The organism is Acinetobacter johnsonii ANC 3681, assembly GCF_000368805.1.
In the GTDB taxonomy this organism is placed as follows: Bacteria; Pseudomonadota; Gammaproteobacteria; order Pseudomonadales; family Moraxellaceae; genus Acinetobacter; species Acinetobacter johnsonii.
Genome location: NZ_KB849705.1, coordinates 610,789 through 635,072 on the forward strand (window position 1 = coordinate 610,789; position 24,284 = coordinate 635,072).

The following is a 24,284-nucleotide window of genomic DNA, read 5'->3' on the forward strand; positions in this document are numbered from 1 at the left end:
AACCTTGGACTAGTTTTGGCTTTTTAACTTTTGGGCAAGTTTCCGACTTGCCTGAAGATCTTTATAAAAGTAAACGAACAAACCTGACAATAAAACCACTGCACCCAAAATCACCATCATCGAAAGTTTTTCTTGATTCAGCACAGCACCTATAAATAAAGCAATCATCGGCGTCATTACAGTAGTCAGCGATAAAGTCGTAGGTTGAATTTTCTGTACCAATTTAAAATAACAGAACATCGCAATCAATGACGCCATGATGACCGTATATAGCAGAGCCAAACAAGTTTTCAAATCGGGAATTTGCTGCGGTGCATGCTGCCAAATAAATGGCACAATACATATAGCAGCCAATGTCGACACCAAAATTGAACCTGTCGCTTGTGCAACGGGTTCAATATTCGCATTGACTTTTTTCACCCAGAAAATAGAGGCTGCATAAGAAAATACACTCAGTAACATCAACCCAATTCCAAATGGATGGACATGCTGTGCTGTACCTGCAAGGCAAATTATCGCAAGTCCTAGCAGTGCAATACACATTCCAAACCACTGCATTGCACTCAAATAGCTCTTAAAGTAAAAACGTCCGATCAGCCCTGCCATAATCGGTGCTAAGCCAAACATCAATGCAATCATGCCTGAACTAATATAATTGGTGGCAACATAGGTAAAAAACTGCGAACCAATTAAGCTAAAAGAACCAGCCAAATAACTATGCCAAGCGACTTTATCGGTGGGGAATTGTCGCTTTAAGACCAATAACAAACAAATCGCCAAAGGCAACGCGATGAAAAAACGTAATACCAACGCCCACAGCATATGTAAATCGGTCACACTCCACACAATCGCTAAAGGCGTTGTGGACCAAATAAAAACCAATAATCCATAGGTTGCCATCAGATTGGCTTTAGAAGACATAATCAGCTCAATGCTAAATGGCAGTTTTGCGTTTTTGCTTTTGAATGGTTTGGTCTAAAGAACTAGAAAATTCGCGTTTATCACGCTCAGAAATAGGTGGTGGCCCACCCGTGTTTACACCTGCTCCACGTAATGAATCCATAAAATCACGTAAATGTAGGCGGGCTTTGACATTAGCGGTAGTATAGATTTCACCACGTGGGTGAATTGCGATTCCACCCTTTTCAATCACCTGTGCTGCCAGCGGAATGTCTTGTGTCATCACAATATCATTCTCTTTCATGCGTTCGATGATTTCTTTATCCGCGGCATCGGCCCCACTCATCACTTGAATTGAATTTATACGAACGGAAGGCGTAATCCCGACATTTTGATTGGCCACAAAGGTCACTTCAAGCTGATAACGATCTGAAGCACGTAAAATCACTTCACGTAAAATTTTAGGCAATGCATCTGCATCGACCCAGAGTTTAAATGGCAGCACTGCACATCCATAAACAAAAGAAACTACCTTAGTCTAACAAACTCAGTGCTTGAGCATAATAGATAAAATCGCTCAAAATCACCTATACAAAGCTCGCTTCATACTTTTTAAGTATCAGATGAAAATACTTTGCTCTTTTATCTCGCAAATAAAGTAAGGCTTTAGTCTTTTTTGATGATTTTACAGTAAAAATAAAATATAGGACTTGAAATATAGAAATAACCCTCGATTTAATAGGGATATATAACCTCATTCAATCGTGCATATGAACAATCAAAATAGTCCAGAAATAATCACCATTGATGACCAAAACTTTGGTAGCCACGTCGAGCATTGGAATTTACTCACAGATAACCCTGCACAAGATGTCCCTAAATGGTTAGGTTTAGCTTTAAATGCACCAATCATGCCGATGGGTTTATGCCAAACCGAACAAGATATGGATGCAGGTTGCTGGCTCATTCAAGGTCCAAGTCAAGCGGCTGTTCAGCTGACTCAAATCATCGCGGTTGAAGACAATAAACCCAAGGCCGTTAAAACTGCATTTCCAAGTTTTAATAGCCCCTATAAAGTGTCTGCTGTAGTTGAACGCATCATTCGCGGTGAATCCAACACACAAGCCGTTTTACGCTTAAACTTAGGCAATAACAGCATCGTCTACGCTTATGACAGCTTATATAGCGTTAATCATGCTCAATACCAAAAAGACCAAACCTATATTGCACATCTCAACGCATGGGCATATGAACTAGAAGCGGTCGCAGAACACGAGCAACTGGTGGTTGATGATCCCGCATCGATTAAACATCATCGTGCCTTGAACGATATTTTGGCAGCAAACAATGGCATTGCTCCTGCAAACCTGCAAGAACAGATTGATGCATGGGAACCAAAGTCGGATGATGACAAAGAACCTGTGACTGTCGATTTTTCAAAAATGGTCGCTTATTTGTATGGCGAAAAGATCGGTCAGGAAGATGAAGCATGGTTCCAGGGGAATATTGTTGGCAAAACCAACATGCAATTTATGGAACAAGACTACACCCTGCTTGATGTTGCCTTGATTCATGAAGACAACCAACCTGCAACACTGATTCGTATTGCCACTAAAAATCCAGAGTATGCCAACTTTAATATTGGACAATACATTCGCGGCAATATTTGGATTCAAGCCAATATTTATGCATTAAATCAATAATTTATAAAAAAAAGCCAATGCAAACTATACTAGATCGATGTATAGGCTGCGTTGGCTTTTTTATTTATATCAGTACGATTTATTTTAATTTGAATTCATTTGTATAAAACTTATCCACATATTTTATTATCTTTTGGTATTTTAAATTCATTTAAAAGCACATTTATCCACAGTTTTAAATTCAATTATATTATTTTAACGATGAATAATAAAATCCTAAGTTCTATGACTTTCAGATAGTTAGTTATTGGTAGCTACTGGCTTCTGGGTTAACAGAGCATAAACTTGAATATTTAAGTGATTATGTATAGTGGAGATCTGATTATTTTTAATTAGTACTTTATTTAAGCATTTTTTTATGTTAAAAATACAAACATGCAATAGGATTTTAACGATAATTAAATCGGAATAAAAACTTCCATGAAAATTATGCAAGAAGAAAATATACAGCATGTTGAACATCAATTAGAAAAGCGTTATCAGCTTGACGCTTATTCGTGCATGTTTTTTGTGTTAGGCATGATGATTTCTGCCTACTTCTTACATCAGTTCATCCTGTAACTGATTTCACGTAGCAGCCTAATTCAAAAAAGCCAACTTTGTTGGTTTTTTTATGCCTAAAAATATCTGCTATGACGTATCACTGGTCATTCTCTCCATGTTCTAAGCTAAGAAACATGGCACCCACAAAATTACTTGTATCTCATAAGCAGAGTTGCTCCCTCCCCCTTACTTGTCGCACTCACCTACCACCGCACTAATCGTGAAAAAGTTTTAAGCATTTAGATATGCCTGCACTTACAAAATAGCAATTTTAGATATAAAAAAACCTGCAAGCCTAAACTTACAGGTCTCTGAAAATACTATAAAAATTAGAACAAACGGTTCATACCATTTAAAGTCGCTACACGATACGCTTCAGCCATCGTCGGATAGTTAAACGTCGTTTCTACGAAATAATTGATGGTATTGTTTGGACTATTCATCACCGCTTGACCAATATGAATAATTTCCGAAGCGTTATTACCGAAGCAATGAACACCCAGCACTTCCAAAGTTTCACGGTGGAATAAAATTTTCAATTCACCTACTGTGTCACCCGTAATTTGCGCACGCGCCAAATGACGGAAAGAAGCCTGACCCACTTCATATGGAATTTTTTCTTCGGTTAACTCTTGTTCAGTTTTACCAATTGAAGAAATTTCTGGAATGGTATAAATTCCTGTCGGAATATCAACCACAGGTTCTACACCCACTTCACCGCTCATGTTTGCACCTGCGCAACGACCTTGGTCATATGCAGCAGAAGCCAGTGAAGGCCAACCAATCACATCACCCGCCGCGTAAATGTTTTCCACTTCGGTTTGGTATTGATCATTGACTGTAATTTGACCACGGCTGTTTGGCGTAATACCCACATTTTCTAGACCTAAGCCATCCGTATTTCCAGAGCGACCGTTACACCACAAAATAGCATCTGCTTTAATTTTCTTACCGCTTTGTAAATGCAACACCACGTGATCATCATACGTTTCAAGATGATCAATTTGCTCATTATGGCGAATCAAGACCCCTTGTTGACGTAAGTGATAAGACAAAGCATCAGAAATTTCATCATCTAGATAACTCAGCAATTTGTGCTGTGTATTAATCAAGTCAACTTTGTGATCTAGTCCAATAAAAATAGACGCATATTCGCAACCAATCACACCCGCACCATAAATGATGATTTTTTGGATCGAATAATCAAGGTCTAAAATTTTATCCGAATCGAATACACGCGGATGATTAAAATCAAGCGCCGCAGGACGGTATGGACGGCTACCCGTTGCAATCACGATTTGTTTGCACATGATCGTTTCTTTGATGCCTTCAGGGCTAAATACTAAAACCGTATTTTGGTCTTGAACATAAGCACGACCATGGTAAATATCAATTTTATTGCGGTCATAAAAACGAGAGTGTGTATCAACTTGTTGTTGAATCACTTTATGTGCATTTTGAAGTACTTGCTTCATTGTAAACTGACGCCAGTCACCCATTTTTTTAAACATTGGGTCACGGCGATAACGGATAATACTCGATACCGTTTGACGTAAAGCTTTACTTGGAATGGTCCCCACGTGGGTACAGTTACCACCGAGCTGCTCACGTACATCCACAATCGCAACACGCTTTCCAGATTTGGCAAGTTTCATTGCCGCGCCTTCACCCGCAGGGCCTGAACCTAGAACGACCGCATCGTACTTAACGAAAGTTCCACCAACGACCTCTTTTTTACGTGGCATTCAACGCTCCTTCTTCAAAAACTTATTACTTATCTTGGGCATATTATGACGTAATTGCAGGCAATTTGCTGTATTTAGCTTACATATATTAAGTGATAACCACATTTAGTAAATGAATAGTATTTCCGCCCTATCAATTCGCATTTCCGCTATACTAATACTGCTATTTTTAGCATCTCCCCCGTCAAAAACAGTGGAATAGTTGAATATGTCTGAAAACCGTAAACCTGAGCAGGGTATCAAACTTCGTGGCGCAGAAAAGGTCGCGCGTATACCTGTAAAAGTTATTCCTACGGTTGAAACGCCACGCAAGCCGGATTGGATTCGCGTGAAAATGGCAGCACCCGAAGAAGTGCAACGCATTAAATCAACCCTACGTGAACAAAAACTACATACCGTTTGTGAAGAAGCTGCATGTCCAAACCTCCCCGAATGTTTTGGTGGCGGTACTGCAACCTTTATGATTATGGGTGACATTTGTACACGTCGTTGTCCTTTCTGCGACGTGGCACATGGCCGTCCAAATGCACTTGACGCAGACGAACCACGTCACATGGCTGAAACGATTTCAAACTTAGGTTTAAAATATGCCGTGATCACTTCTGTAGACCGTGATGACTTACTTGACGGTGGCGCACAGCACTTTGTTTACTGTATTAAAGAAGCACGTGCATTAAGCCCGAATACTTTACTTGAGATTTTGGTACCTGACTTCCGTGGTCGTATGGACATTGCGCTTCGCATTATGACTGAGTGTCCACCTGATGTGTTTAACCATAACATTGAAACTGTGCCGCGTTTATACAAAGCGATGCGTCCAGGTTCAGACTACCAACACTCTTTAAATTTGCTGAAAATGTTTAAAGAATATTGCCCTGATGTTCCAACCAAATGTGGTTTGATGGTCGGTATTGGTGAAACTGAAGAAGAAGTCATTTCACTTTTAGATGACTTACATGCACACGGCGTTGACTATGTAACGATTGGTCAGTATTTACAACCTTCAAAAGAGCATGCACCAATTGACCGCTTCGTTACACCAGAAGAGTTTGAACGCTACACTGCACATGGTCAAAAGCTGGGTTTTAGAAATATTTGGGCAGCGCCGATGGTTCGTTCAAGCTACTTCGCTGACCGTCAATACTATGGCGAACCTGTACCAGCAGTACGTCGCAAAGCAGATCCTGCGAAAAAGATTGCGGTCCAAACGATTGAAGCTTAATTTGCTGCGGTGTTAAATAGTCAAAACGCAAAAATTAAAAGCCCTCATATGAGGGCTTTTTTTATTACGATCTTCGTTCTTTATATTTTTCAATTACGTATTCATACATTTCTAACACAGTCATTGTTCAATAAACGCCCTAATCTAATTCAAAGTCTAAAATAATCGTGATGCTACACATCACATCAAATTCATTTTATTACACCTTTTTAGTCTACGTTTTGCCTTATTTTCCGTGGAATTCTATAAAACGTATGACTGACCTCACGGTGTAAACAACGGGAGGTTTCAATGGGTTTCATTTTCGCCATTCTGTTTTTAATCTGTATCCTCTGGGCTATTTTTTATTTTGAACTCAGTCGCTTAATGGCAACTGCAATCATTATTTTTGCATCCCTCTTCGCTGCTATTTTTATCAGTCCGTGGTCATTACTTCTAGGTCTGCCCTTAATTATTCTCAGCCTGATTGTGGTTATTGATCCATTACGAAAGTCTTTAATCACTCAACCTGCCTATAAAGCTTTAGCCAAAGCCATGCCGAGTATGAGCAGTACCGAGCGTGAAGCATTGGATGCAGGCACCAGTTGGTGGGAAAAAGAATTATTTATGGGCGCGCCTGACTGGAAAAAATTTGATGGTTATGTCTACCCAACTCTGTCTGCTGAAGAGCAATCCTTCTTAGATCATGAAGTTGAACACCTTTGTGGTTTACTCAATGAATGGGAAATTCATCACCACTTAAAAGATCTTCCTGTTGAGGCATGGCAATACATCAAAGAACAAGGCTTTTTAGGTTTAATTATTCCCAAAGAATACGGCGGTCGTGCCTTTAGCTCCTTTGCCCAAAGCCGCATCATGAGCAAAATTTCTTCACGATCACTGACCACTGCCGTCAGTTGTATGGTGCCCAACTCTCTAGGCCCAGGTGAATTGCTGTTACATTATGGAACTGAGGAACAAAAACAACGCTACTTACCAGGACTCGCTAAGGGTGAAGAAATCCCCTGCTTTGGCTTAACCAGTCCTGAGGCTGGTTCAGACGCGGGTGCAATACCTGATACAGGTGTAGTCTGTTATGGACAGTTTGAAGGCCAAGAAGTACTCGGTTTACGTATGAATTTTTCAAAACGCTGGATTACACTGGCACCTATTGCGACTATGATTGGTCTCGCTTTTAAACTGTATGACCCTGATGGACTATTAGGTGATGCAAGCAAAACTGAATATGGCATTACCTGCGCCTTATTACCTGCTAGTCATGACGGTGTCCAAGTCGGTGCACGACATAATCCTGGTTCACCCTTTATGAATGGCACGGTCGATGGACAAGATATTTTTATTCCACTCGATTGGATTATTGGTGGGGTGGAAAATGCAGGTAAAGGTTGGCGCATGCTGATGGAATGCTTAGCCGTCGGTCGTGGGATTTCTTTGCCAGCCCTCTCCACTGCTTCAGCTGAAATGGCCTATTTAAGCGTCGGTGCTTTTGCCAAAGTTCGCCAACAATTTAAAATTTCTGTGGGACATTTTGAAGGCGTGCAAGAAGCCACCAGTGATATTGCCAGCGGTGCGTATATGTTAGAAGCTTTTCGCTATATGGTGACTTGTGGTTTAAATGAAGGTGGAAAACCTGCTGTGATGACAGCTATGGCCAAATACTATGCCACCGAAACCATGCGTAAAATTGTCAATCATGGGATGGATGTCGTTGGTGGTCGGGCGGTACAAATGGGGCCACGCAATTTTTTAGCACTGAATTATCAGGCCATCCCCATTTCAATTACCGTTGAAGGGGCCAATATTTTAAGCCGTTCTTTAATGATCTTTGGTCAAGGCTCAATGCGCTGTCATCCTTACTTATATGAAGAGCTACAACTCCTTCAAGCAGAAGATACAAAGGCAGCATTAACGCCTTTCGACACGCTACTTTTTAAACATTTGGCTTATACCTTTAACCGCACAGCCCGTTCATTCAGTTATGGCATATTCGGTGGCCCTTCAGATGCTTCCGCACAGACAGATGCTTTCTCACGTCCTTTTTACAAAACCATTAACCGTTTCAGTGCAAACTTCGCCTTAACCGCTGACCTGTGTTTAGGCTTACTTGCAGGCGATATTAAACGCAAAGAAATGCTTTCAGGGCGTTTGGCTGACATTCATTCCCATCTATTTATCGCGACCGCTATTTTGAAGTTTTATGAAAAAGGACAACGTAGTGAGGTGGAACAACAACATGCTCAACTGGCTTTAGAAAAAGCATTTGTCCAAATTCAGGATGCATTTGATGGGCTATTCGCAAACTTTCCTATGCGAGCCGCAGCTTGTGTAGTCAAATTCATCTGTTTCCCTTTTGGTCGTGTTGCCCAGCAACCAAGTGATCAGCTAAAAACGCAATTAGGACTTGCGATCATGGAAAATAATCCTTTCCGTGAAGAACTCAAGCAGCATGTTTTTTACAATACCAATCCAGATGATGTCTTTGGGCGTATGGAAAATGCCTTCCAAGCAGCATTAAAAATTGATCCACTGTGGACGAAGTTTAAAAAAGCGGAGTCTAAAGGACAATTTAAAGGCTTAGATTTTGAATCACATATTCAACATGCACTTGAAACAGGATTCATCAGTCCTGAAGAAGCAGATCAGTTGATTCATTACAATGCTCAACGCTTCGATAGTATGCTCACCGATATTTTCGATCATGAGCTTGAACAGACACTAGATTTAAAGAATCCCTACCATACAAAAGCTTCCGATATTCAACCATAACCCTCTCATCGGTTTTCGAAACTCCTAAAAGATAAAAGTCCGTTTACGGGCTTTTATTTTATCCACACAATATAAACCAAGACATCAAAGCTAAGTTTTAAATCCAATACACGTTTAAACGGTAATAGAACTCTTCCACTTCCAAACGGACTTGATATCCCAGTTGGGTAAGTTCTGCTGAAAGATGACGAATATCTTCTAAGGGTAAATGTTTTGGCAGAACTGTAAATACCGCCGTATTTCCCTGTTTAGCACTCTCCTCAATTAGTGAGGCTAAACGTAATTTATAGACTTCAATATCTAAATACGCTTGGTTGGACATAATTTTTGCCTGTTCGGCATTAATAAAAGCAGCCATCTTTTCCTCCAAATTTGCCCAAGTATTGACTATGAAACTAACGCAGATCAAAACAGCGTATAACGTGATTTGGTAACACTGTGTAGCCATTCCTTAGAGAAATAACAATAAGAATCAAATCGATTTAAAAACTCATCCTCTACAATCCAAATTTTTCTATTCACTAAACTCACTTACCGTTACAGAAAAATAAATAAAGTTACCATCTGTTCTATTTAAATAATAATTGTTATCATTTGCAATATTGTTTACTAATGCACCAACTCTCTTCCATGAATAGCACCACTCAAATTGATGCCTTGGTTCATTCGGAAAAAGTCCGTCCGAAGCCTGCCAAAAAGAAGAAAGTCGACACACCACTTAGCTACCGTCTGATGGTGTTGTATCGATTTGCACTTGCCTTGCTTGGAGGTTATCTCCTTGCTGCGCTCTCTGCATTAACCATTGCCAAAGTCTTTATTGCAAATCCTGTGAATGCGGCCATGAGCGCCACCCTCATTGCATTTTGTCTTAACTGTGCTGCCTTTATTTGGGTCTTTATGGTTCAAAAAACCTTAAAAGCAACGCTCGGCATTGCTGTGCCATGTATTGCACTGTATGCCCTACTCAAATTATTAGGATAGTTTTTCAATGCGTGTTGATCAAAAAGCGGAAGGACCGCGCCAATCCATGTCATGGTTGCATACATGGGCCAGTCTCATTTTAGGGTGGCTGCTGTATGCAATTTTTGTGACTGGAACCCTAAGTTTTTTCCAAAATGAAATTTCTACTTGGATGAAACCAGAAACACATCAATCTATCCCTGCGCAGTCTCAAGTGCAACAAATGCAGGTCGCGCTCAACTATTTACAGAAAAACCACCCAGATGCAGGCAGTTGGAATATTCAACTGCCCAACTCACGCCAAACCACAACTGAAGTGACTATTCGTGCCGTTGGTGAAGACCCGAAAGCACGTCGTGGCGGAACACGCCTCACCTTAGACAGTGCGACTGGTGAAGTGCTTGAACCACGGGATACGCGTGGTGGTGGATTCCTATATCGTTTCCATTTTGAATTGTACGGTTTACCCCGCCTGTGGACGCGTTGGTTGGTCGGGATTGCCACCATGTTCATGTTGGTCGCAATTGTTAGCGGCATCATTACCCATAAAAAAATCTTTAAAGATTTCTTTACCTTTCGCTCTGGCAAAGGTCAGCGTTCATGGCTAGATGCACACAACGCAACCGCTGTCTTTGCATTGCCTTTTCATCTAATGATTACCTTTAGTGGCTTACTGCTACTCATGTTTATGTTCATGCCTTGGGGAATTAACCAAGCTTATGAAAATCGACAACAGTTTTTACGTGACCAACAGGCCAGCATGATTGAGCAGCCCCAAAAGGCTGAAGATGTGCAGCGCGAAGATCGAGGTCAACGCGACGGCGAAAGAGCGACTCGTGGAGAACGTGGACAGCAACGTGGTGAACATGCTCAAGGTCGTGGTGAGGAACGTCCAAAACCCGAACTCCGCCCTGCACCACTGACAGACTTAGCGCCAATTATGGCAGCGGTACAACAACAGTGGAAAGACAACCCAATTGCTTCAATTAACATTATTTCACCTAATACAGACCAAGCCAAAATTGAGATGCGTGCTTTACGTGCTGAAAGTGTCGCGCATCGCAATGTATATGCAACCCTCAACTACAATGGGGTCACGGGTCAAGACGAAACGGATAAAAATATACGAATCAAAAATCCATCGATTCCAAGTGGCATCTATAACGTGGTCACCGTCTTACACGAAGCGCGTGGCCTCGACTTAGCGCTGCGTTGGTTATTATTCTGCTCAGGTATTTTAGGTACGCTCATGGTGGCTACGGGTCTGATCCTTTGGTGTGTAAAACGTGCTCCCCAACAGCAGAAACAAGGCTATAAATCGTTTGGTTTCCGACTGGTTGAAGTCCTGAATATTGCGGCCATTATTGGTTTGCCTTTGGCCTGCGCAGCATATTTTTATGCCAACCGTTTCATTCCTGCAGATGTAGAAATGCGCCTTAACTGGGAAATTCGTAGCTTCTTTACTGTATGGTTACTCACTTTGATATATGTCATTTTCCGTACCCACCGCCAAGCATGGTTAGACTTACTTTTATTGGCAACACTCGCTTTCGCCCTGCTGCCAGTGGTCAACTTGATGACAGGCGGTCAAGCTTTGTGGAACAGCATCGCGCAGGGCCAATGGATGATTGCATCGGTTGATTTAGCCATGTGGGTAATGGCAGTGATTTTCTATTTCGCTTATGACAAAGTTAAAAAACATCAAGGTTTGCCGAATAAAAAAGTGAAAGCACCTGTTCAGGAGGCCGAAGCATGATTTGGTTTCTGATCATTTGGACTTTAGCGACCTTAGGTTTTTTTGCTCTTGCCAGCAGTATGTCTAAGCACCAAAAGCAAATCTTTAGCAAAGAACTGACACTTCAGCAAACACGCTTAGCAACCACTGTGGGTTGGTTACTGTTAATTGTTTCTTTGCTCATTTGCTTAACGCAAGGACATTGGAGTACCGAAATCAGTTATTGGATTGGCGTGATTACTATCGCCGCATTGTTTGTTGGAGTTTGCTTGAGTTATTTTGAACAAAAAATTAAGAATATTGCTGTTTCAGTTTTACTCTTATTTATATTCAGCCTAACTTTGCACCTGATCTGAACCTAAAAGCCAATCTTCGGATTGGCTTTTTCACTTGAAAGCATTAGGCTATCCACAGTTTAAATCTTTGGTTATTTGTATGCCTAAATCTCCTAAAATTCCTGCTGAATTGGTCAACCTTGCAACAATGGGTAATAGTGACGCTCAATTTGAACTTGCTGAACTGTATATGCAAAGTGAAAATGAAGATGACATTACCCTTGCAGAAGAATGGGCGCTCAAAGCAGCAGCATTGGGTCATGTAGAAGCCATGTATTGGCTGGGTGAAGGTTATGCTTTTTATGCCAAAGAACTTCGCGAAGAAGATCCAAGCGAAGCTGAAACCTACTTTGGACATGCACATCACTGGTTAAAACAAGCCGCTGAACTCAAACACCCTACTGCAATATTAGAGTTGGCTGGTTTTTACCGTCGGGGCGATGTGGTTGAAAAAGATGTCGCTAAGTCGATTGAACTGGTACAACAAGCAGCGGAACTGGGTGAAGCTCAAGCCATGCGTGATTTGGCATTCATTTATGAAAATGCATTAGGTGTCGATGCCGATGAAGAAAAAGCCAAATACTGGCACGACAGGGCGGATGCCGCAGAACAGGAATAAAATAAAAAGCCCATCCTTTGATGTCATGCCAGTTAGTTAATAAACTGACTGGCATTTTTTAAATTTCATTCGATGGGCCATAAGGTCATCCGCAACCTGAGCAAGAATAAAAGCAATGCTTTTATTTGCAGCGTAAGACAAAGTAATCGCCTTTAAAATGAATTGTTTTTGCAACAAAAGGCGCTCTGCATTCAGAAAGTAAACAGATTTTTCGGATGAAAAATGTTTTTGGTTCTTTTACCGAAACAAAAGAACGCCCAAAAAATTGGACTTAAAACTTACGCACAAAAATAATATCTAAATCCTGCCTCGGCACAAAATTCTTTTCTGTCATTTGAAATTGTGTCGAACTGATCTTTTTCACCTGACCCTTCCAACAAAATGAAACCAGCTCATTCGGGTCACGCTCAATGGTCAGTTTAAAACTTTGAATAGGTTTCGCCCAATTTGCACCCGTTTTTAAGATATAGCCCAAGGCTTGATAAGATGCATATTGCGACTTGGCCTTTTTCAAACCCGCTTTGAAGTTTTGATCCATACAATAGGTTTTTTCATCCTCTTCAGGATATAAAGAGACCGAACCACCGACCAATGGCATGTACTCATGTTGTACATATGTCAACGCATTGGCCTTAAACTTCTGCTGCCAACTATAAATGATTTGTGATTCCCAATAAATTTCATCATCCGCCTGATAGGGTTTTAAAAGCTGCTGCACTGTTTTGTCCTGACAACGATACAAACGCTGATTAAGCGTAGAGTCTTGTTGCAATAACCACGGATACATCAAATCTCGATCAGAAAAACCACATTTTTTCAAACCCGCAGTCACATCGACGACTTCGCCATTGGAATTGAAGTCACCACTTGCTGTTAAAGCAGGTAAAAATGCGCGCACATGCGTTTCTGGCTGAATCTTTTGTGCATTCGCTTGTACTTTAAAGCTTTGAATCAATTGTTCGGTATGCGCAAAATCGCTTTCACGCGAACTGCCCACACGTGGCAAAGGAAATAAAACAGTTTCAGTAATATCTTGAGCGGTAAGATTTTTAAATTGGTAATTCACCCGAATGATGTTTTTACTGATAAACAAATCTTCACTTTGCATACTAATCTTTGGATTTTTAAGATATTGCACACCGCCTGTTGCCACAAAACCCGTACTGTCATTAGCACTGATCTGTATAGAGATGAACACGCATAGTCCGAGGATTTTTTTCATTTAACGTCTTCTTTTCATATTTATTGTGCTGTTCCCATGCGAGCGTTTGAATGATCAAGCACGATCACTTGTCGGCAGATGCCCTCGACTTGACGTTGCTGCTCAAATACAGATGCAGGCATCGCATCAAAACTGTCAAAGAAACAGATTTCCTGCTCATCTATAGAATAAACCAGTGAATGGTTTCCGACGCCTTCTAAAGTATCGTAATAGACAATGATAAATTTATTTTGCTCAAATGCCTGTTGAATTTGTTGGTAATTGATGGCCGCTAAAACTGGCAATTTTAGTTGCTCAGCTTCTGCATAACTCAATTTTTCTTGTGATTGAAGCTCTGGGTCTTCATCAGTATAAAATTGAACATCAAAGCCAAATTTCTTTAATCCGACTGCCAAGCCAATGGTTGTCGTTCCGTTTTCTGCATCGTAACCACAGACCTCAATCAACTGTTCAATATCCGCATCGATATATAAATGCTGGAGTAGCATCCATACCGCATAAATACCGCCATTAGCTTCAAGGTTCATTAAGGATTCAGGGATATTCACGGCCATAACACAATTCAAAAAAGATGATTGTGTTGATAATAAACAAAACATCGTTGGAACTAAATAAAATTACAAACTGATATCCTTCTTTAATAATACGACTTGGAGTACTTCATCATGATCATATTGAATCAATGAGCTAAAAAGGTCTTTTTCCTCACTGCCAATGAGGCCAGTGATTCTTTCACCCTGCAAATTCAAGTATGTTGCCAAAACATCACACCACAGAACTTCATGACCTAAAATAATTTCTGCATGATTTCGTGATAAATCATGCAGAAAACTTGCCCACTCATCTTTAAATGGTAGCTGTAGAACAATATCTTTTAATTTAACAATTATTTGTGGGTGATCCGTTAATAAATACCAAATATTTGAAATTTCGTCCTTAGTCAAAATTTGATTTATTTGAAATAAACGATCTTGTACATACTCACCTAACCAAGACCAAATTTTATCAACATCATTTTCTTCGGATAAAATTCTTCGCACAGTGATTAAAATTTGCTCATAAATATCTTGATTTTCAAATCGCTGTAAAGTTCGCAAAGACTGAACCGAATCCTCATGATATTCAAAATAAATACTATAGACATATAGGTCTGTTAAGCCTTGAATAAGTTGCTTATCATTATGATACAGAGCATATTGCAATATATTAAAGAACTCTTTACGAATTTCTCTAAATTCCGCAAACTCTAAACAAGCATTCGACAAAAATCCCTTCCAAGCTAAGAGCTTAATTTTCTTTTTTTCTGAAAAAAGATATGGCAATAACTCTTTTTGAGCGAACAAGGAATTTCTACCCTTAATGAATGAGTAAAAATTCAACAGTCTGATAAGTGCATAACCATTTTCATCTTTATCAATCAATAACTTTATAAAGATTTCAGAACTTTTTTGTCCTTCCTCATCATCTTTAGAAAGCTCATATAGTTTAATAATAAAGCAAGCAAGTGAGCCATTCACACTATTTAAACTTTCAGTGAAACCATCAATATTATCTGGTGCAAAAGATTCATGACTATCATTCAAATCTAGTATCTTTTTGGCGGTATTTACCCACGATAAATATTGAATTGCATCACTTCGGTAGTAAACAACTTCATGAATATCACTTAAAAATTGAGAAATAGCATAAATTTGACTTCTATCCTGCCGAATGATCACTTGCTGACAGATCGCAATAAATTTTTCATGTATATTTTTGTCAAACTGCCAAGCTTTGGCCTTTCTTATAATTATTTTAACAATTGGGTGCTCAGGCATAATTTGTACCGTAAATTTCAAAAATTCCAATACCCATTGAATATTTGTATTTTCAATTTCACTCCATAAACCTTCGTAGCTTAATTGATTAGGCCCACCAAATTTATTATTAAAATCATATTCCAATAAAGCTAAATACCAAATGTAATCATTTCTTTTTTCAATTTCTTCTATTGTAAAAGGCGAGCTATATGTCACTCTATATACACCTGATGAATACCATGATAGATATGGTTTATCCTTTAAGTTAAACTCAGGAATTAATGTTTTTAACCGATCATATTCTTGCTTTATTAAGTTACAGCTTGGTGAAAATTTATAAATCCAAGAAAAAAAATTCAATTTTTCATAATTTCCAAATTCTACATTATTTTTAATCTTATTAATTATTTCAACTCTACGAGCTGTAGATAACTTCCTATAGTTTAACTCCAAGAACTTAAAAAACTCAGACCTGTATTCAATATCAAACCAATCAAATTTCAAACTGATTAAACTATAAATAAAATCAGCACTAGATGAGCAATGATAGCTCATCAAATAAATCCCCAAGCGATTTAATAAAACACTCTCGGAGTTAATGCATTTTTTCATATATTGATCCAGAAAATCCACATTTAATTTATTTTCCGAAATCAATAAAACCACACTATCAACAAGATGAAAAATTAAATCAGTATGACGTTTAGACTTTTCCCAAATTTCTTGTTTTCGTATAAATCGGTATTTATTACCACCTTCCCAAAGCTGAATATACTTTTCATACTCACTTAATTTGTCAAAAAACACTTCAAGTGTAGGTTCATAAAATCTTTCGTTTTCTTTGACTATTTTTACTAAGACATCAACATCATATCGTTCTATCCCAAATCTAACTTTAGGTTTAATCTCTATCTTAAGATAAGCACTGAATGCTCTTGTGAACTCAGTAACCAGGCCAAAGCTAACTAATTTTTTAAGCACCCATGAAATTACGCCATTCCATAAACCACTTTCTTGATAAAGACTACTCTCCAAAAACAGAAACCACTTCAAATAACAATTCTTATCTTGCAGATCATCCAATGTTCTAAAAAACACCCAAAGCAAATTTTTATTGCTCTTTAAAGCTGGATATTTTTGTAATAAATCCATTAATTCATTTGTATGAGTCTCCAAACAGCCTCTCAACCAATGAAATAAATCATCTTCTTGCTTCATCAATATATCAAATAATGACTGATCTTCTTTAATTTTAAACAACCAAACTTCAGGGCGTGCTAATCTATAAAAATGCTTATAACTATCATTTGAACCTAAGAAGTACTTTATGTAGTTTAAATCATCTTCATATTGCTTCTGTTCATACTCAACAACTTTAGAACAAATAAACTTCCCATAATCAGAAAAACCTAAATTTAAAAAATGTGCAATTTTTTCTACTGCTTCAGGTAATTGCAGATGTGTTCCATTTTCTTTTTGATAAATCAAAGGCTCAATCCCTAAAGACGTCCAGTGATTGACTTGCTGAGTATTTCCATCTTCAATATTTGCAAATGCGTAGAGTTTAGATGCTCTATTCTTAGGTAAAGATCGAGTTAAATATTTTAAAATTGTGTCATTATAAGAATAACCAATAAATATAAAATCGTAATTTAAAAAGGCATCTGTTAATAATCTCTTCGCCCAACTCTCAGAAAGATATGCTCTACCGAAGTCAGAATCTGATAAGACCATTGAACTAGGGTCAGTTACATTACCGTGTAAATAAATAACTCCCTCAATATTGCTTCCTAATGGAAAAACGGGCGCATTAAATTTTTTGATTACACCATCAGGATTCAGGTTAAAGAACGCCTTTTCAAATAAAAGGTCAAAGTTCGTAGTAATAACACGAGGTTTTTTTGGAAATAGTTTGAGGATATCATGATGAAGCTGCGTCGGTTGAGGTGAGTTTTGATTTAAAACACGAATACATTGTTCATGAATTCTTACACCTTGATCAAAACCTTCTCCGAGCTTCTGATCTGGATTATCAAATTTCTCATTATCATCTAAGTTCAATATTTTACGAGTTAAAGTAACAAAATCAGGTAAGTTGGCTGGCGTTGCCATTGAAACTCCTGCCCCAGCAAAGACAATTACCCTATTGTGTTTAAGCGAATCAATTAAAGTTGCTGGTATTTCAACATTGCCAAATTTCATAATGACTAAAACTCATTAATTTTATAAAAATTATACGGTTTTATAATGTACAAATAGCAATTGGAACTCAAGTGATTTCCAAGTACAATACTTCGCTAGTCGAGGGATGCTGCGACTTTTTTACAGGTACATAAATGTGAAATCGCTAGGCTCGACGATCCGGTTCAAATCCCTTTTGAATCAACAACGGCATCCGCGAACTGAATGATCAATTTTTTATATTAGGAGATCGTGATGAACGCGGTTACTGCTTCATTTACAGATTACAAAGTTGCTGATATTTCACTCGCTGACTACGGCCGTAAAGAAATCAAACTTGCTGAAGCAGAAATGCCAGCACTTATGGGCCTACGTAAGCGTTATGCTGCTGCAAAACCACTTGCTGGTGCAAAAATCCTTGGTTGTATCCACATGACCATTCAAACTGCGGTTCTTATTGAAACCCTAGTTGAATTAGGCGCAGAAGTTCGTTGGACATCTTGTAACATCTTCTCTACTCAAGATCATGCTGCTGCAGCAATTGCGGCTTCAGGTGTACCTGTATTTGCTTGGAAAGGTGAAACAGAAGAAGAGTACATGTGGTGTTTAGAACAACAAATCAATGTGAATGACACGCCTTGGGATGCCAACATGATTTTGGATGATGGTGGTGATTTAACCCTCCTTGTTCATGAAAAATACCCTGAAGTGATTGCAAAAATCCACGGCGTAACTGAAGAAACGACTACAGGTGTTCAACGTCTGTATGAAATGCTTCGTGACGGTACTTTGAAAGTTCCTGCAATCAACGTCAACGATTCAGTAACAAAGTCTAAAAATGACAACAAATACGGTTGCCGCCACTCACTGAATGATGCCATCAAACGCGGTACAGATATGCTTTTATCTGGTCGTCGTGCGCTTGTGATCGGTTACGGTGACGTAGGTAAAGGTTCTGCACAATCACTTCGTCAAGAAGGCATGATTGTACGTGTCACTGAAGTCGATCCAATCTGTGCAATGCAAGCATGCATGGACGGTTACGAAGTGGTATCTCCATACAAAAATGGCGTACAGACTGGTAAAAAAGAAGATGTAAATGCAGACCTTCTTCAAAATACTGACCTGATCGTAACAACAACAGGTAACTACCACGTATGCGACGCTGCAATGCTTGATTCATTAAAAGCAGGCGCTGTGGTATGTAACATCGGTCACTTTGACACTGAAATCGACACCAACTACTTACGTGGTTACAAGTGGGTTGAAGTGAAGCCACAAGTTCACCAAGTTTATCGTTCAGAAGATGAAAATAACTACTTGATCCTTCTTTCTGAAGGTCGTTTAGTTAACCTAGGTAATGCAACGGGTCACCCATCACGTATTATGGATGGTTCTTTTGCCAACCAAGTACTAGGTCAAATGCACTTGTTCGCTGAAAAATTTGCTGATCTTGCAGAAGATCAAAAGCAAGCAGCAATCCGTGTAGAACTGCTTCCTAAGAAATTAGATGAAGAAGTTGCTGCGGCAATGGTTGCAGGTTTTGGCGGTGTCTTGACTCAATTGACTCAAGAACAAGCAGACTACTTAGGTGTTCAAGTTGAAGGCCCATTCAAGTCTGATGCTTATAAATACTAAGTTTTATATTTCCCCTCATCCTAGCCTTCTCCCAGTGGGAGAAGGGACTTTTCATTATTAATGCAATTTATAGTAAAAGTCCCCTCTCCTGTAAAGCGGGTTTTAAGCACTGCTTTAAAGCTACGCGCAAGTGAGGGGCTAGGAAGAGGTCTAAATAAAAAGCATTTATAAAAAAGGATTTGAACATGTCGAAACACATTCCTATTTCTTTTGAGTTTTTCCCGACCAAAACGGATGCGGGCGCAGAAAAACTGAAAGTTGTACACCAAGAATTACAGCTGCTCAACCCAGAGTTTTTCTCAATTACCTATGGTGCAGGCGGTTCAACCCGTGAACGCACCTTAGCAGCCATTGCAGAATTTAATGGTAAAGGCACACCTGTTGCCCCTCACTTGTCTTGTATTGGTGATGACAAAGCACGTATTGCTGAGTTACTCGACATTTATAAAGATCAAGGCATTGACCGTATTGTGGCGCTGCGTGGTGACTTACCTTCAGGTCAAGTTGGCCTAGGGGAACTACCTTATGCTACGGATTTGGTACGTTTTATCCGTGAACATTCGGGTGATCATTTCAAAATTGAAGTTGCTGCTTATCCAGAAATGCACCCTCAAGCAGATAGTTTTGATCTAGACATTCAACGTTTTTGCGACAAAGCCAATGCAGGTGCGAATGCCGCACTGACTCAGTTCTTCTTTAATCCAGATGCCTACTTCTACTTTGTCGATCGCATTCAAAAAGAAGGCGTGAACATTCCAGTTGCACCAGGCATTATGCCAATTACCAATGCCAGCAACTTGATTCGCTTTGCAGATGGGACAGGCGCTGAGATTCCACGTTGGATTCGTAAGCAACTGGCAACCTATGGTGATGACACTGCCAGCATCAAAGCATTTGGTCATGAAGTGATTGTGAAACTTTGCGAACGCCTGATTACTGGTGGCGCACCGAGTTTGCACTTCTACACCATGAACACCACTGACCCTACCCGCCAGCTTGTACTAGACCTCGGTTTAGCATAAGCATTTAAACTAGATTCACCCTATTTGAGAGTAAAACCGAATGCCTCGTTTTTTTATGGAAGCAGAACTCAATGTTGATCACACTGTCGAACTGACTGAAACTGTGTTTCACCACTGGGTCAAAGTTTTGCGTGCTCAAGTCGGTGAAACGGCTACTTTGTTTAATGGACAAGGCGGCGAATATGAAGTGACCTTAAGTGACGTTGCTAAAAAGTCAGCATCAGTTCAGGTCACTGCTTTTAACCCAACCAATCGTACGCCTGCGTTTAAAACTTTACTCGGTCAAGTCATGAGTAAAGGGGATCGTATGGACTATGTTATTCAAAAGGCAGTTGAATTAGGCGTTTCCGAAATTCAACTATTAACGTCTGAACGTTGTGAAATGCGTTTGAAATATGACCGCGACCAAAAGAAGATTGATCATTGGCAAGGCATTGCTATCGCGGCATGTGAACAATGTGGCATGAACATTGTTCCCACTATCCATGCTCCAGTCAGCTTAGACAAATGGCTCACATCTAAATTACCTGCGACTCGGCTTGTACTCGCCCCGAATAAAGAAAAAATCGACGTTTTAGCACATGCGACACCAAACATTGCACTACTCATTGGGCCTGAAGGTGGTTTAAGTGAGGCTGAAATTACAACAGCCAATGAGCACGGTTTTATCAACTGGTGTATTGGTGAGCGTGTATTACGTACAGAGACAGCACCAGTCGTCGCTTTGTCAATCCTCAACTACAATTTAGTGATTTAAATCACATAAACAGCAGAGTCACCCTTTTGTTCTGTTAATATATTGATTATGATGTACAACAATATTACCCTTGACTTATATCAAAATATAAATTGATTGTGTTTTACACAATGTATTTAAATTTGAAAAAAGACACAACACAACGCCATTGGGTCATAAAAAAAATAAGGTTTCGCGATTCATGCCAGATATTTCTACAGAAAATCTTGATCGGCACTTGCAGACTGCGCAAATATCGCATTCCATTAGCCATCTTCGTTTCCTCATCAGTAGTTTACTGATTCTTAATTTCTATATTTTCTGTGCATATCACTATAATTTTTCTCAAGATTCTTTTTATTTTAACCTGTGGTTTTTTGTTTCTGAGTTTATTCTCAGCATTTTTTGGCTCGTGAACACCGTGTATTTCAACCCGAAAAATCACTCTGCCAAACATGCGCACCGCTGGATTCAAAGCATCTGTTTAAGTATTGGTCTTTTGGTTGCAGCAGGCGTCGTCTGTATCTACTACTACTTACCCAGCCTATCTGGCAATTTTAACTATACAAATGCCCTACTCTTATCTGCACTTTTAGTGATTGTCACACAGACCGTTTGCCTCACCTATTTAACGCAACGCATCAGTTATTTTTGTTTGGTTTTTATTCCGTCTATCACCCCTTATGTCCTCTCGCAATTTATCAACTTCGATGCCAATCACACTCTTTTTCACCTTGCTGTGAACTTTATTCTGATTGTGATTTTGCTCTGTGCCAATGCCACCAACCGTATTAATCAGCACTTATCCCGTCTCTCAATTAAAAATCGAGAGCTGAAAAAAGAAGCTGAAAAACAAGTCGCTTGGACCGATGATTTATGCAAACAGCTACAAAACGAAGTGAATAAATCCAAAGAAATTGAACAACAGTTACAACTGAATAATCAATTGCTTGAGCAAAAAGTACGTGAACGAACCTTTGATGTAAATCAAATCAATAAAGACTTAAAGAACAAACAAGAAAATCTATCGCTTGCTCATGAAATTTCAGGTATTCGTCCTTGGGATTGGAATATTAAAGATCGGCTCATTTCCCTGACCAATCACAAACAAGAAAAAGTACTTAAAAATTCCACAGAGCATCAACTTCAGCTTCAGTACCTAATTCATCCAAATGACATTGCCCCGTTTAAATCTGCAATGAAAAGTCATTTACGGGGTCATTCAGACCGCTATGAAGCCACTTACCGTGTGCAACACAATAACGGGAAATGGTACTGGGTACATGACACGGGACGCGTCATTGCTCGCGATCCAATCAATCATAAACCGTTACAAATGGTCGGTATTCGACGCGATATTCAACATGAAAAAAGTAACCAAGAACGCCTACGACTAGCAGCGAGTGTACTTGAACAAGCTGAACAAGGGATTTTCATCTTAGATGAAGACCTGCGTTATATCGACGTAAATCCCTTCTTTGAGCGTTTGGCTGGTTTTGAAGCTGTACAAATTAATGGCAAGCATCTGTTTGATATTGTGGCGAACTATAAGTCACATCAACGCACCACACATAACCAAATCATTGGCCAACTCCTAAAAAAAGGCGAATACGACGGTGAACTTAATGAAAAGTTCCTGTCAGGCAAAGAGCTGTGTATTTGGATGCATCTGAATGCTATTACCGATGAGCAAGATCGTGTCACGCATTATATTGGTATCGTGTCCGATTTAACCGAGCGCAAACTGCAAGAACAGCGTCTGTCTTATTTAGAAAACTACGATACGCTGACCGACTTACCCAACCGTTTTTACTATAACTATCAACTTCATCAGTATTTGGTTTCTCAACAAGACAGCATTAAACAACTGGCGATTATTCGACTCAATATTGACCGTTTCCGTCCATTGAATGAATTCTTAAGCAATAATGGCGGAGATGAACTTCTGCGCCAAGTTGCTCAGCGACTTCGTTTAACCAATGCTGAAGCCTTGATAGTGGCTCACTTAAATGGTGACGATTTTGCAATTGTATATGAGGTCTCTCATATTCGCCCCTCTGTTCAGGAGCACATTGATCGCATCAACAAAGCCTTTAGCCTACCTTTTGATATTTTTGGTCAAGAGCACATTATTACGCTTTCAATGGGGATTTCGCAGTACCCTGAACATGGTCGTCAACTGGACTACTTAAACAACTGTGCTGAACAAGCACTGAGTGAAGCAAAACGTTTAGGTGGAAATGCCACCAAGTTCTACAGCCTGAGCAATACCGTTGCATTAGAAGAAGGAATTTATTTAGAACGCGATTTAAGGCTAGCAATACAAAACAATGAGTTGGTGGTTTATTACCAACCCAAAATCAACTTTCACAATCAGAAGATTTATGGTTTTGAGGCGTTGGTACGCTGGAATCACCCGACCAAAGGCATCGTGCCACCAGGTCTATTCATTCCGATGGCAGAAAAAACCAGCTTAATTTCAGATATTGGCCGCATTGTAATATTACAAACCGCTAAGCAAATCAAAGAATGGAATAAATTGGGTTTTGATAATATCTGCGTCTCGGTCAATGTGGTTGCCCAACAATTACAACGTGGACAGCTTTTAAAGGACTTAGATGAAGCCCTTGATCGATATAAAATCAGTGGTAGTAGCCTCGAATTAGAAATTACAGAATCCACTTTGGTTGAAAACTCGGAAGCGGTGAAGAACCTCCTTGAAACCATCAAATCGCGTGGCATTCATATTTCTTTAGATGACTTTGGCACAGGTTATTCATCGCTGTCTTATCTGACTGACTTCCCAATCGATACTTTAAAAATTGATCGAAGCTTCATTTCAAAGATTGGACACTGCAAACAAGAAGCCATTGTGAGCGCCATGATTGCCATGGGGAAAGCCATGGGTATGACCGTGGTGGCGGAAGGAATTGAGACCGAACAACAACTGAGTTACCTACAAAACTTAGAATGTGATATCGCGCAAGGTTATTTATTTTCCAAACCTCTTCCGCAGCTCGATGCTACCCAATATTTAAGAGATCATCTCAACACACCCTCGTATACATACTTAATATAAATCAGACTGTTTTAGCTCTAAGTTTGCCTTAAAAAGCACCAGCTATCACTGGGATATGCCAGCAACTAATGGTATATTC

19 protein-coding genes are annotated in these 24,284 nt (G+C 39.5%); 12 read left to right on the forward strand and 7 right to left on the reverse strand.

Translation table 11 applies throughout. From position 1 onward, the window contains the following. Window positions 1-9: 9 nt before the first annotated feature. Window positions 10-921, reverse strand: coding sequence for a DMT family transporter (locus tag F946_RS07195; protein ID WP_004980649.1), 912 nt, complete (start codon window positions 919-921; stop codon window positions 10-12). 13 nt (window positions 922-934) lie between these two features. Then, window positions 935-1,405 carry a YaiI/YqxD family protein gene (locus F946_RS07200; protein ID WP_004693920.1) on the reverse strand — a complete coding sequence of 157 codons (471 nt, stop codon included), beginning with the start codon at window positions 1,403-1,405 and terminating at the stop codon, window positions 935-937. 265 nt (window positions 1,406-1,670) lie between these two features. Here F946_RS07200 and F946_RS07205 point away from each other — a divergent pair, with 265 nt between their 5' ends. Beyond that, entirely contained in the window at window positions 1,671-2,603 is a 933-nt protein-coding gene (locus F946_RS07205) for a hypothetical protein (RefSeq protein WP_004980651.1), read from the forward strand. A 420-nt stretch (window positions 2,604-3,023) separates the two neighbouring features. Beyond that, window positions 3,024-3,164, forward strand: a complete 141-nt coding sequence (locus F946_RS17255; RefSeq protein ID WP_004693924.1) for a hypothetical protein — start codon at window positions 3,024-3,026, stop codon at window positions 3,162-3,164. Window positions 3,165-3,475: 311 nt separating this feature from the next. Here the strand turns inward: F946_RS17255 and sthA are convergent, their stop codons facing one another. Beyond that, window positions 3,476-4,891, reverse strand: a complete 1,416-nt coding sequence (sthA, locus tag F946_RS07210) for a Si-specific NAD(P)(+) transhydrogenase (protein WP_004693926.1) — start codon at window positions 4,889-4,891, stop codon at window positions 3,476-3,478. A gap of 208 nt (window positions 4,892-5,099) precedes the next feature. Here sthA and lipA point away from each other — a divergent pair, with 208 nt between their 5' ends. Then, window positions 5,100-6,113, forward strand: coding sequence for a lipoyl synthase (gene lipA, locus F946_RS07215; protein WP_004980653.1), 1,014 nt, complete (start codon window positions 5,100-5,102; stop codon window positions 6,111-6,113). Between the two features lie 291 nt (window positions 6,114-6,404). Beyond that, on the forward strand, window positions 6,405-8,879 hold the full coding sequence (locus tag F946_RS07220) for an acyl-CoA dehydrogenase (protein WP_004980659.1): 2,475 nt from the start codon (window positions 6,405-6,407) through the stop codon (window positions 8,877-8,879). Window positions 8,880-8,976: 97 nt separating this feature from the next. Here F946_RS07220 and F946_RS07225 read toward each other — a convergent pair whose 3' ends face one another. After that, window positions 8,977-9,237, reverse strand: a complete 261-nt coding sequence (locus F946_RS07225; protein WP_004980661.1) for a hypothetical protein — start codon at window positions 9,235-9,237, stop codon at window positions 8,977-8,979. Window positions 9,238-9,509: 272 nt separating this feature from the next. On the opposite strand from F946_RS07225, the gene F946_RS07230 reads away from it, so the two are divergent. The 4 genes from F946_RS07230 (at window position 9,510) to F946_RS07245 (ending at window position 12,528) form a co-directional block, all read left to right on the forward strand. Then, window positions 9,510-9,860, forward strand: a complete 351-nt coding sequence (locus F946_RS07230) for a hypothetical protein (RefSeq protein ID WP_004980665.1) — start codon at window positions 9,510-9,512, stop codon at window positions 9,858-9,860. Between the two features lie 7 nt (window positions 9,861-9,867). After that, window positions 9,868-11,595 carry a PepSY-associated TM helix domain-containing protein gene (locus F946_RS07235; RefSeq protein ID WP_004980667.1) on the forward strand — a complete coding sequence of 576 codons (1,728 nt, stop codon included), beginning with the start codon at window positions 9,868-9,870 and terminating at the stop codon, window positions 11,593-11,595. Then, window positions 11,592-11,930: a DUF3325 domain-containing protein gene (locus F946_RS07240; protein ID WP_004980671.1), complete on the forward strand. Its 339-nt coding sequence runs from the start codon at window positions 11,592-11,594 to the stop codon at window positions 11,928-11,930. Before F946_RS07235 ends, F946_RS07240 begins: the two co-directional genes overlap by 4 nt. A 79-nt stretch (window positions 11,931-12,009) precedes the next feature. Then, a complete protein-coding gene (locus F946_RS07245) occupies window positions 12,010-12,528 on the forward strand; it encodes a tetratricopeptide repeat protein (RefSeq protein WP_004980672.1) in 519 nt (172 codons plus the stop codon). 271 nt (window positions 12,529-12,799) lie between these two features. Here F946_RS07245 and F946_RS07250 read toward each other — a convergent pair whose 3' ends face one another. The 3 genes from F946_RS07250 to F946_RS07260 form a co-directional block, all read right to left on the reverse strand. Beyond that, complete coding sequence (locus F946_RS07250; RefSeq protein ID WP_035326603.1) at window positions 12,800-13,750, reverse strand: DUF4424 family protein; 951 nt, start codon at window positions 13,748-13,750, stop codon at window positions 12,800-12,802. A 20-nt stretch (window positions 13,751-13,770) separates the two neighbouring features. Next, on the reverse strand, window positions 13,771-14,304 hold the full coding sequence (locus F946_RS07255; RefSeq protein WP_004980678.1) for a cysteine peptidase family C39 domain-containing protein: 534 nt from the start codon (window positions 14,302-14,304) through the stop codon (window positions 13,771-13,773). A 63-nt stretch (window positions 14,305-14,367) separates the two neighbouring features. Further along, the gene (locus F946_RS07260) at window positions 14,368-17,751 is read right to left on the reverse strand and encodes an SIR2 family protein (RefSeq protein ID WP_004980679.1); all 3,384 of its coding nucleotides are present in this window, start codon (window positions 17,749-17,751) and stop codon (window positions 14,368-14,370) included. A 234-nt stretch (window positions 17,752-17,985) separates the two neighbouring features. On the opposite strand from F946_RS07260, the gene ahcY reads away from it, so the two are divergent. The 4 genes from ahcY to F946_RS07280 all read left to right on the forward strand — a co-directional run bounded on the left by ahcY (window position 17,986) and on the right by F946_RS07280 (window position 24,205). After that, window positions 17,986-19,368: an adenosylhomocysteinase gene (gene ahcY, locus F946_RS07265; protein WP_004980681.1), complete on the forward strand. Its 1,383-nt coding sequence runs from the start codon at window positions 17,986-17,988 to the stop codon at window positions 19,366-19,368. Window positions 19,369-19,553: 185 nt separating this feature from the next. After that, window positions 19,554-20,390: a methylenetetrahydrofolate reductase [NAD(P)H] gene (metF, locus tag F946_RS07270; protein ID WP_004980684.1), complete on the forward strand. Its 837-nt coding sequence runs from the start codon at window positions 19,554-19,556 to the stop codon at window positions 20,388-20,390. A 40-nt stretch (window positions 20,391-20,430) separates the two neighbouring features. Then, entirely contained in the window at window positions 20,431-21,147 is a 717-nt protein-coding gene (locus F946_RS07275; RefSeq protein WP_004980686.1) for a 16S rRNA (uracil(1498)-N(3))-methyltransferase, read from the forward strand. 181 nt (window positions 21,148-21,328) lie between these two features. Beyond that, window positions 21,329-24,205 (forward strand): bifunctional diguanylate cyclase/phosphodiesterase, encoded by a 2,877-nt coding sequence (locus F946_RS07280; protein ID WP_004980689.1) that lies wholly within the window; start codon window positions 21,329-21,331, stop codon window positions 24,203-24,205. The last annotated feature ends 79 nt before the right edge of the window (window positions 24,206-24,284 follow it).